11 protein-coding genes are annotated in these 9,689 nt (G+C 64.2%); 6 read left to right on the forward strand and 5 right to left on the reverse strand.

The genetic code is table 11. The features are described 5' to 3' along the window. Positions 1-67 precede the first annotated feature (67 nt). A complete protein-coding gene (locus AB4074_RS08535; RefSeq protein WP_172465705.1) occupies positions 68-304 on the forward strand; it encodes a hypothetical protein in 237 nt (78 codons plus the stop codon). Positions 305-584: 280 nt separating this feature from the next. On the opposite strand, the gene AB4074_RS08540 is transcribed toward AB4074_RS08535, so the two are convergent. The 4 genes from AB4074_RS08540 to AB4074_RS08555 are packed head-to-tail and all read right to left on the reverse strand — an operon-like array spanning position 585 to position 3,860. Next, entirely contained in the window at positions 585-1,385 is an 801-nt protein-coding gene (locus AB4074_RS08540) for a hypothetical protein (protein ID WP_441412999.1), read from the reverse strand. Between the two features lie 50 nt (positions 1,386-1,435). After that, the gene (locus AB4074_RS08545) at positions 1,436-2,245 is read right to left on the reverse strand and encodes an ABC transporter permease (RefSeq protein WP_441413000.1); all 810 of its coding nucleotides are present in this window, start codon (positions 2,243-2,245) and stop codon (positions 1,436-1,438) included. Beyond that, positions 2,242-3,144 carry an ATP-binding cassette domain-containing protein gene (locus AB4074_RS08550; RefSeq protein ID WP_441413001.1) on the reverse strand — a complete coding sequence of 301 codons (903 nt, stop codon included), beginning with the start codon at positions 3,142-3,144 and terminating at the stop codon, positions 2,242-2,244. Before AB4074_RS08550 ends, AB4074_RS08545 begins: the two co-directional genes overlap by 4 nt. Continuing rightward, positions 3,141-3,860: a TetR/AcrR family transcriptional regulator gene (locus AB4074_RS08555; protein ID WP_441413002.1), complete on the reverse strand. Its 720-nt coding sequence runs from the start codon at positions 3,858-3,860 to the stop codon at positions 3,141-3,143. The genes AB4074_RS08550 and AB4074_RS08555 overlap by 4 nt, the downstream gene beginning before the upstream one ends. A gap of 224 nt (positions 3,861-4,084) precedes the next feature. On the opposite strand from AB4074_RS08555, the gene AB4074_RS08560 reads away from it, so the two are divergent. Continuing rightward, positions 4,085-4,390, forward strand: coding sequence for a hypothetical protein (locus AB4074_RS08560; RefSeq protein WP_441413003.1), 306 nt, complete (start codon positions 4,085-4,087; stop codon positions 4,388-4,390). 90 nt (positions 4,391-4,480) lie between these two features. Then, positions 4,481-5,038 carry a putative immunity protein gene (locus tag AB4074_RS08565; RefSeq protein WP_441413004.1) on the forward strand — a complete coding sequence of 186 codons (558 nt, stop codon included), beginning with the start codon at positions 4,481-4,483 and terminating at the stop codon, positions 5,036-5,038. Between the two features lie 79 nt (positions 5,039-5,117). On the opposite strand, the gene AB4074_RS08570 is transcribed toward AB4074_RS08565, so the two are convergent. Further along, on the reverse strand, positions 5,118-5,651 hold the full coding sequence (locus AB4074_RS08570; RefSeq protein ID WP_441413005.1) for a GNAT family N-acetyltransferase: 534 nt from the start codon (positions 5,649-5,651) through the stop codon (positions 5,118-5,120). A 191-nt stretch (positions 5,652-5,842) separates the two neighbouring features. Between AB4074_RS08570 and AB4074_RS08575 the strand changes: the two genes are divergently transcribed. From AB4074_RS08575 to AB4074_RS08585, 3 genes are all read left to right on the forward strand, one after another. Then, entirely contained in the window at positions 5,843-6,517 is a 675-nt protein-coding gene (locus tag AB4074_RS08575; protein ID WP_441413006.1) for an acetate uptake transporter, read from the forward strand. Between the two features lie 6 nt (positions 6,518-6,523). Next, positions 6,524-8,503, forward strand: coding sequence for an acetate--CoA ligase (acs, locus tag AB4074_RS08580; protein ID WP_441413007.1), 1,980 nt, complete (start codon positions 6,524-6,526; stop codon positions 8,501-8,503). Between the two features lie 263 nt (positions 8,504-8,766). After that, positions 8,767-9,165: a hypothetical protein gene (locus tag AB4074_RS08585; RefSeq protein ID WP_441413008.1), complete on the forward strand. Its 399-nt coding sequence runs from the start codon at positions 8,767-8,769 to the stop codon at positions 9,163-9,165. Positions 9,166-9,689 lie beyond the last annotated feature (524 nt).

The raw sequence follows: 9,689 nt of genomic DNA on the forward strand, positions 1-9,689 counted from the left end.
TCGAAGAAAAGGTCGAACCGGGGCCACGAAGGCTTCCTGAGCAGGTCCCCCGTTCTACGGTTACCGTATGGCTCGAATGACACCGCAGGAAGCGACGGCCGTGAATATATTGCTGGGGTACTTCGCCGGCAGGCCCGAGCTACCGCCCGGGGAAATTGTGCGGTCCCTGGAGATCCTCGCAAATCGGGCGCACAACCGCCTGCAGGGTGGCTGGGACGAGTTCGCGGTGCGCCGCCAATGGCCATACGCCTACGAAGAAGAGGTCCGAGCGCAAGAAGGCGCAGACGAGCCTTCCGAAGACTGAATAGAACTGACGATCCTCGCCGGGTGCTTCTCTGCAGCCGCGCGATGCGCCCCGGAAATTGGCGCTTCGCCCCAGCTATGGAGCGGCCGATCCGCAGGGCAGGATAGGGGCCGGCGACGTCTGGGGGTCGAGAGCTCAGGCTCCAGGAACTGGACGCTCTCTTCGTCGCCGGCCCGTCCGATAACCGGCCAACGGTTGGCGGGCCGGTCCACACTGATTCCGATTCAAGTCAACACCCGGGCCGGCGCTATTGCACGGGTAACGTGTACTTGTTTTCGCGTCAGGGCCGGGCGGGAACAACTTCTTGACGGTTGACGGCTCCGGAGATGTCCGCGCTTGCTGAAGCGCCGCCGGAGAGTGCTACATGCCCGCACCCAATCCCCGGGTGCGTGGAAACATCCGGGGATTCGCGCCGAACGGCCTGACCAGGCCACCCGACCCACGGTGCGGCGGGCGGCAGAAGCACCACCGCAGCGATCGCGGCCGGCACGAGCACCACTACGTTGACCGCCAGCCGCATCTGGTGTCCCGGTGTCTCCGGTGCGGAAGCGTTCTCCCGCTTCTGCCGGCCGGGGCGGCTGCGCCAGTCCTGGGCTAGCAGCCCGGGTACCCGCCGCACGTACGCGACGACGTGCACTGCGATGGTGGCGAGCCAGACCAGGAAGCTGACAATGTGCACCCGGATCAGTATTTCGGAGGCAGGTCCGGTGACGGCCAAGGCGATACCGCTGCCTATCAGCGTGAACGTCGAGGCCACGAGCAGCGGCCCTCTCACGCGCAGCAGCGCCCGGAGCGGACCCTTGCGGCGGTAGGCGGGATCCCGGGTGTAGTAGCGGACGAATCGCCGGCCGGTGCTGGCAGTCTTGGCCACGACCGGGCCCGCCAGGAGCACACCAACGAAGAAGTGCGCCACCATCAGGCTGCCCAGCGTCGGAACGGTGGCGACCTCGGCCACCGACAACACCAGCACCACAGCACCTATCAAGGCGGTCAGCCGCTCGTTGCCGACGACGCCGGAGAGCTCACCTCCCGCACGGGGAGCGTCATCCCCGGCCTGGAAGAAATGTTCCTCTTGGCTCACCCCTGGGTTCTGTTCAGGTTGCTGCTCGGGCATCGCGTGCCCTCTTTCTGTCACGCCTTGACGTCCTGGCGCGGGAACACGGTGGCGCTTGCCACAACAAGACCGACAATCCAAAGGAGGGCTGCTGCCAGGGCTTCCGGATAGCCTTGGGGAGGCGTCGGGCCCACCAGGGGCACGCTCGCCCCCACAATGGTGTTGAATACCCGGCCGGGAAACCATTGAGACACCTGCGGCGCGACCACGGCAACGATCCCCTCGAACACCAGGACGTAGGCCAGGGAGATCCCCACGGCGGCAACCACCGAACGGGTCAGCACTGCAATGAGCATGCCCAGGGCGCTGACCCCGACCAGGCAGAGCACCTCGTTGCCGAGGAACTCCAGGAAGACCCGCAGCCCTTCCGCCGAGGTCCAGGCCGGGGTCTGGATGCCCTGCCCCCGGGCGAGGATGAGGACGAAGGCGCCGCTGACGATCAGGGTGAGCAGCATCGAGGCCAGCACGAAGAGCACGACGGCGAGCATCTTTCCCGCCAGCCACCGCAGGCGGTGCGGCGCACGCACCAGCAGGTTGCGCAGCGTCCCCTGGGTCCATTCCGCCGCGAGATTGGCGCTGACCAGAACGAGTGCAATCGCAATGATCAGGGACCGTGCCTGGCCGATGATGGCGACCAGTCCTTGCGGGGTGTCGAATGCGGCGATGAGGCCCGTCATCTCTTTGCCGGTGGCTCCGGAGGCGATCTGGTGGAAGGTCAGGTAGGCGATGAAGGTACCCACCGCCACCATCGCCCCAGCACCGGCCAGGACACTCCAGCGCCTGAATTTCAGCACTTCGCTGAGAAACGCGCGAATGACGGAGGTCATGGACGGTCTCCTTTCACGAGAGCGAGGAACAGCTGTTCGAGGCTGCCCTCTTTGACCCGGATGGCCAGATCGGTCACGCCGGCTTCGCTGGCCTGCCGGTCCAGGGTCTCGGCGAAGCTTGCGGGGCAGGCGATACGCACGGCGCGCTCGTCCCCGGTGACCGCATAGCCGGCGCCCTCTGCGATCCTGACCACCAGTTCACGCCGGGCAGCGTCTTCGGCGTCGACCACGAGCTCGACGCGCTGGGCCAGCAGGTCCCCGGCCGGGCCGCAGAACAACGCTTTCCCCTCGTGGAGCATCACCAGCCAGTCCGCGACCTGTTCCAGCTCTCCGAGCAGGTGGCTGCTGAGCAGGATGGTCTTCCCCGTCTCACGCAGGCGGCGCAGCAGCTCACGTATCCCGATGATGCCCAGCGGATCAAGGCCATTGGCCGGCTCGTCGAGGAACAGCAGCTCCGGATCGGGCAGCAGTGCCATCGCCACACCGAGCCGCTGCTTCATGCCCAGGGAATAGGTTCCGACCCGATCGCGCGCCCGATCGGCGAGGTCCACCATCTCCAGTACTTCGGCCACGCGGGAACGGGGATGGCCGCCGAGACGGGCAAGCACCTGGAGGTTGGTCCGACCAGACAGACTCGGGTAGAAGGCCGGAGCCTCCACGAGCGCCCCCACCCGCGGAAGGTAACGACCAGGCTCGGTCAGGGGCGAGCCCAGGACAGTAGCGCCGCCGGCATCGGGGCGCACGAGTCCCAGGAGCAGGCGGAGAGTGGTCGTCTTCCCTGCCCCGTTGGGGCCCACGAAGCCCGCGATGGACCCGGCAGGGATGGACATGCTCAGGCCATCGACGGCGGCGCGTTTGCCGAAGTGCTTGCTCAGGCCCTGTGTCTCAATGGCATTCATGGAACATCATTCCTTTCCGGGAATGGACGGTCCCGATCCGGTGGCGCATCGAGAGAGGCCCGATCGTTCAGCAGGCCGCTGCCGTGCGCGCTCCAGGGCACCGGGGATTGCTCCCGTTTCGCGATACCGTCCAAGAGGATGCTGACCAAAGCGACCGCCCGATCGGACGTCTGCACGCCCTTGGCCCCCCGCAGCATGCCCATGTAGAGGCTGACCAGAACGCCGACCGGCAGATCAGGGCGCATCTCGCCCGCATCGCGCGCCTCTTCAAAGAGACCTGTGACGCGCCGTCTGATCCGGTCGAGCAAGGACAGGATCACCCGTTGGTGCTCCGGGTCCTTAAGATGCTCCCTGGCATCGCGCAGCAGCACACTCAAACGATCATCCAGAGGGAGAGCGAGCAGCGCCGAGGTGAGCAGAGTCAACCGCTCCCGGAAGCCCTGTGCCCCGGCAAGGGCCCGATCGATCCCGCCCACCCCCTGGTCCACGAAAACCGTCTGGATCATCGTGGTGAAGAGCTCTTCCTTGCCCTTGGGAAAGTGATAATACAAGGCCGCAGAAGTGACCTCGACGGCCTCGCCAAGCAGTTTCATGGACACGCCCTTGTAGCCCCTGGCCAGGAACAAGCCTACCGCTTCGGCCAAGATCCGATCCCGCATCTCCTGGTCCACACGGGAAGAAGAAGGACGCATCTCCGGCTCCACTGGTCTCTCCATGCTGCCCCGATCCTTCCCTACTTACTAAACAATCAGTAAGTAGCAGAAATATAGCACGGCCGCGGCCCGGGTGTAAGGATGCGACGGAGAGCGTTCGGTACAGCTCAAATGGAAGGTGCACAGCGGTCGGCGGCGCCGGCGAAATCGGGTGTTGCCTGCATCACATCCTCCGTTTAGTCTTGTTCCGGGCCGCAGCGTCGCGGTTCCTGATCGGAGGAGGACTCATGACCGAAAAAATCCGGCTTCTCGTAAAAATGGACATCGACAGTGCCCGGACCCGCATCACAGCCCAGGGGCACCTAACCTCCCGCAGCCTTCACGCCCTCTACGCGGTCGCGAGGCGGGCCAACGCACTCAGGCTAGGCCAGGCCCTGGAAATCGACGTCACCGGGGCCAACGTCGACCCCGCCGCCATGGAAGCACTGCACCACTGCTCGCAATCCCACCACCTGCCAACCCTGATCGATCCCCAGCAATCAGATGTCAATCCCCTGACGCCGCCATGGCCGCCTAGCGCAGATCGGAACTGAACGAGCAAACACGCCTCATGAAATGGCTCCGGTGTCACCCTTGGTGCCGTTAGCTGACCGTCCTGCGAGCCCCCGTGCGAAAATGCTGCCATGCCGTCCCCGCAGTCACTGAGCGAAGCTGATCGCCGCCTCGTCGCAACGTGGGCGGCGGACCGTGCTGAGCGGGTCCTGGTCTTGTTCGAAACGGAGGCCCCGAGCGACGGCCGACCACGTGATGCCATCGCTCGTGCCCGGGCGTTTGCTCAGGGCGAACTTGACGCCGCCGGTGAGATTCGCCGGCGCTTCGTTGCTGGCCGGGCCGCGCACGCGGTGCGCTCTCCTGCGGCTGTGGCGGCCGCCCGGGCTGCTGGACAAGCCGCCGGCGTCGCTCACATGGGCGCGCACGCTCTCGGCGCAGCCGCCTACGCCGCGAAAGCGGCCGGGCTGGCCGCTCCGGATCAGCCCACGGCCATCTCCGACGAGATCTCCTGGCAACTCGAGCACATGAGTGCTCAAGTGAGGGCGGCGCTTCAGCAGTTGCCGCCACTTGGTGAGGACTCCGCGGGCCCGCTCGGTTTCGGACTTCTCGCGTCGGGCCTTCTTGGGTCAATCATTCGGAAGATTCAGGCCGCCATGGACAACATCTCGCCGCAGGAGGGTGCCCTATAGCCGATCCTCGACCGGGTATCTCCCGCGTTACTCGAAATTGGAGATGCCATCCGGAGAACTTAGACAAGTTTCACTGCGATTACTCTCGCTCGATACTAAACAGCTCGCACTCGGTGTTGTAGAAGTCCGCCGTCGTTCCCGTGCGGGTCATGCCAATGCGGCGCGCGACAGCCTGCGAAGCGACATTGTTCTTGTTCGTCACGGCAAGGACCCGGTTGAGTCCCGTCGCGAACGCATGAGCGAGAACGGCCTCCGCCCCTTCGCTTGTGTAGCCTTGACCCCACGCATCCGGATGAAGATGCCAGCCGATCTCAATTTCGCAGGACGGGCCCGGCTGTGTTTCGGACCCCGACGCAGGTAGTGGTTTAAGAAGCAGCACGCCGAGTCGCTGACCGGTTGACTTGTCGGTAATCGCCCAGATCCCATGCACAGGGTGCTCGACCGCCGCGTATCGGGCGGTTCGTTCGTCTGCTTCGACACGTTCGGTCATCAACCGCGGCGTCAACCCAATAAAGCGCTGCACCTCCCAGCGGGAGTACATGTCAAAGATGAAATCCGAGTCATCGGAGGTGAAACGCCGGAGCCAGAGGCGGTCAGTCGTTAATTCTTTCACCCGCAAAGCCTAACCAGATCAAGTCGCGTCTCGTCCAGTGGCGTACTCGTAAGCCGATCAGCAGAATGTGATCTGCGTCACAACATATTGTGATCTGAACCACATGGATTTCCAATTTCGTCTTGCATACTCAGGTGTAGTCTGTTATAAGTCACCAGCGATGGTGCTGGTGCTGACCAAGGAGTCGTGCCATGAGTATCGAATCAAGTTCTGCCGCGGGAACCGTCCCGGCCGATAGTGGTCACAGGACTGAAAATCCCCTATCAGCCAAGGGCCCTGCAATCTCCCCACAGGCGAGCACCAGTCCTCCTTTTGCCGATCCGGCAGCCTTGGGTTTGGGCGCTTTCGCAATGACCACGTTTGTCCTGAGCGCCATTAATGCCGGCCTGATCGTCAAAGCCGACGAACCCGTCGTCCTCGGACTGGCATTGTTCTACGGCGGCCTGGCACAATTCGGCGCAGGGATCTGGGAGTTTGCCAACCGCAACGTCTTCGGCGCGACCGCCTTCTGCTCGTACGGCGCGTTTTGGCTCTCGTTCTGGTTCTTGAGCCAGTTCAGCGCAGCCAGCCTTCCGACAGCCGACGCCGGCAAAGCCGTGGGCCTCTACCTGCTGGCCTGGGCAATCTTTACCGCCTATATGACCATTGCCTCCTGGCGCGTCAGCCTGGGCGTCTTCGCCGTCTTCGTCTTCCTGACCCTCACCTTCATCGCGTTGTTTATCGGCGCCTTCGCCGGGGCAAGCGGCATGACGATGCTGGGCGGCTGGCTGGGCCTCGTGACGGCGCTCATTGCGTGGTACTGCTCCCTCGCGGTGGTCGCGAACTCCACCTTCAAGCGGACCGTGCTCCCGGTAGGACGACGGTGACCAGAGATGGTCGACTACCCAACAGAATCGGATGAAACCCTCGCGAACCTGCTGCACGAACAACGGCGCTTCCCCCCGGAAGCCAGCTTTTCCGCTCAAGCCAACGCCACGGCGTCGGACTATGACCAGTCCGACGACGACAGGCTGGCGTTCTGGGCGCGGCAGGCGGAGCGGCTGGACTGGTCGCAAAAATGGGCGGAGGTCCTGGACTGGTCCAACCCGCCATTCGCCAAATGGTTCATCGGGGGCAGGCTCAATGCCGCCTACAACTGCCTGGACCGGCATGTAGCCGCCGGCCGCGGAGACAAGGTCGCCTACTACTTTGAAGGAGAAGGCGGAGACACCCGCACCATCACCTATGCCCAACTGACGAACATGGTCTGCCAGGCGGCGAACACGCTGAGCGATTTGGGCGTCAAGGCCGGTGACCGGGTGGCCATCTACATGCCGATGATTCCGGAAACCGTAGTGTCAATGCTGGCCTGCGCCCGCATCGGGGCCCCGCACACCGTCGTCTTCGGCGGGTTCTCCGCGGACGCCCTCCGGACGCGGATCCACGACTGCGATGCCCGGATCGTCATAACCTCCGACGGCGCCTACCGCCGCGGCAAGGCCACCGGCCTCAAGTCCGCTGTCGACGAGGCACTGCTGGACTGCCCGGACGTCCGCAACGTCCTGGTGGTCCGCCGCACAGGCCAGGAGGTCGACTGGACACCGGGGCGCGATATCTGGTGGCATGAGTCGGTTGAGCTGGCTTCCCAAGATCACCTGGTCGAGGCATTCGATGCCGAGCATCCGCTCTACGTGATGTACACCTCGGGAACCACCGGCAAGCCCAAGGGCATTCTGCACACCACTGGGGGCTACCTGACCGCATGCGCCTATACCCACTGGGCAGTGTTCGATCTGAAGGCTGAGTCCGATATCTTCTGGACAGCCGCGGACATCGGCTGGGTTACCGGGCACAGCTACATCGTGTACGGTCCCTTGGCCAATGGCGCCACCTCCGTGCTGTACGAAGGTACCCCGGACACCCCCCACCAGGGCCGCTGGTGGGAGATCATCGACAAATACAGGGTCTCGATTCTCTACTGTGCACCGACCGCCATCCGGACGTTCATGAAATGGGGCGCCCAGATACCGGCCAAGTACAGCCTCGAGAGCCTGCGTGTGATCGGCACGGTGGGAGAGCCGATCAACCCTGCTGCATACATTTGGTACCGGGAGAACATCGGGCACAACCGAACACCCGTTGTGGACACCTGGTGGCAGACCGAGACCGGATCCATCATGATCAGTCCACTCCCTGGAGTTACAGCAGGCAAGCCGGGCGCCGCCATGAAGGCACTGCCCGGAGTCGTGGCCGACGTCGTAGATGACGCGGGCGCATCGGTTGCCGACGGTTCCGGCGGATACCTGGTGCTGAGGGAACCCTGGCCATCCATGCTGCGCACCATTTGGGGCGACGACGAGCGTTACGTGGACACGTATTGGTCACGCTTCCCGGGGCTCTACTTCACAGGGGACGGCTCGAAGAAGGACGAGGACGGGGATATCTGGCTCATGGGCCGGGTGGACGATGTGATGAACGTGGCAGGGCACCGGCTTTCGACCACGGAAATCGAATCGGCCCTCGTCTCCCATGCGAAAGTCGCCGAAGCCGCCGTCGTCGGCGCCACGGACGAAACCACCGGGCAAGGCATCGTCGCCTTCGTCATCCTCCGCAGCGAGGCGGGCGACGGCGGCCCGGAAGTCGTGCAGGAGCTGCGTGAACACGTGGCCAAGGAAATCGGCAAGATCGCCCGGCCCCGGCAGATCATGGTGGTCGCGGAGCTGCCCAAGACCCGGTCCGGCAAGATCATGCGACGGCTACTCAAGGACGTCGCCCAGGACCGGCCGATCGGGGATGTCACCACCCTGGCAGACTCGTCCGTCATGGACCTGATCAAGGCCGGCATGCCAGGCGGCGCAGGAGGGCCGCACTAGCCGGCAGCATCCGGACGACACGGGGCGTGAGGACGTTGGATATTCTCAAGACGCCGGTGCGTACCCGAGCCGCCTAGGCTAGCGGGACCCGGCACTGCGACATTGCACGGCAGTCTTCTGCAACGCCGGGCGAGTCTGCGGACTGTAGGCCCGCTGCTGCGGCGCGGCCGTGACAGAAGCTGCCTGTCGCGCCGCCATGCCGCTCGCTAGACTTGAAACGCGCCCAAGGAGACGCATCAGTTGGTCGCGGGAAAGGCAAGATCATGGCCGACATCAACGACGCAGCAGAACCCACTGAAGAGACGAGCGACGAAGCTTCCGAGGAACCGGAGCTCCGGGGCCGGTACGTCGAGGGCAACTACGGGAAGACGGGCAGGCAGCCCGGACGGCACCCAGATGACGAGGAAGGCCAGTACAGCGAAGGTGACTACGGCACCGCCGGCAGCCAGGGCGGTCTGCCCGAGCCCCTGGGCGGGAAGGCCCGGGAAGCCGGGCGCTATGCGAAGTCCGACTTGGGAGACGCCGGAACGGTTCCGGGACGCACCGCGGAGTCCGAGATAGGCCAGTACGCCGAGGGAGACTACGGAACCGATGGAACGGTCGGTCCCGTGCGCAAAGCAACGGTCCGACCCCAGACACCTGACCCGGACAGCGGCAGCTGACGGTAGACCGGACAATTGGCCGTACAACCGAACGGCGTATTTGTGGCGAGATTAAGGCAGGCTGGGGGTTATCGATACCCTGAACGAGCGTGTCGATCCTGGCGGGCCTGGAATCATTGGCCGTACAGGCTGGGCGTGAATGGGCGCGGATTCCCTGCGGTTGAGCAGCTCTGCGCCGTGGGCAGCCAGCACTGGGTGGGTGTGGAAAGTGTCACATTCCACGCAGGTGTAGGCCATGCCGACCTCCTCCCGCATCGACGCGTGACCGGATCGATGCTCTCGATGATCAGATGGGCGTCACTGCCGCATCCGCTGCACCAAGCCGCAACGATGTCCCTGCGCCGCGTAGCAGGGACGAAAATGTCCCGGCCCCAGCTAAGCCTTGATCCACCGATGATGATCGAGACGCGGGCGGCGGTTTAAACCGAGAATGCCCGTCTTTTCGAGGAAAATGGAGCTTGTCTAGAGCACATTGACCACCGAAAAGAGAGGCATCTCGTAGATGAAAGTTTCCCACAAGCCTG

Origin of the sequence: Arthrobacter sp. 2MCAF14 (assembly GCF_052115645.1) — a bacterium.
GTDB lineage: Bacteria > Actinomycetota > Actinomycetes > Actinomycetales > Micrococcaceae > Arthrobacter.

Bases quoted from the DNA above. Each gene is read 5' to 3' on its own strand.
- AB4074_RS08535 (WP_172465705.1), top strand. From the start codon at position 68: ATGGCTCGAATGACACCGCAGGAAGCGACGGCCGTGAATATATTGCTG.
- AB4074_RS08545 (WP_441413000.1), bottom strand. From the start codon at position 2,245: ATGACCTCCGTCATTCGCGCGTTTCTCAGCGAAGTGCTGAAATTCAGG.
- AB4074_RS08550 (WP_441413001.1), bottom strand. From the start codon at position 3,144: ATGAATGCCATTGAGACACAGGGCCTGAGCAAGCACTTCGGCAAACGC.
- AB4074_RS08555 (WP_441413002.1), bottom strand. From the start codon at position 3,860: ATGGAGAGACCAGTGGAGCCGGAGATGCGTCCTTCTTCTTCCCGTGTG.
- AB4074_RS08560 (WP_441413003.1), top strand. From the start codon at position 4,085: ATGACCGAAAAAATCCGGCTTCTCGTAAAAATGGACATCGACAGTGCC.
- AB4074_RS08565 (WP_441413004.1), top strand. From the start codon at position 4,481: ATGCCGTCCCCGCAGTCACTGAGCGAAGCTGATCGCCGCCTCGTCGCA.
- AB4074_RS08575 (WP_441413006.1), top strand. From the start codon at position 5,843: ATGAGTATCGAATCAAGTTCTGCCGCGGGAACCGTCCCGGCCGATAGT.
- acs (WP_441413007.1), top strand. From the start codon at position 6,524: ATGGTCGACTACCCAACAGAATCGGATGAAACCCTCGCGAACCTGCTG.
- AB4074_RS08585 (WP_441413008.1), top strand. From the start codon at position 8,767: ATGGCCGACATCAACGACGCAGCAGAACCCACTGAAGAGACGAGCGAC.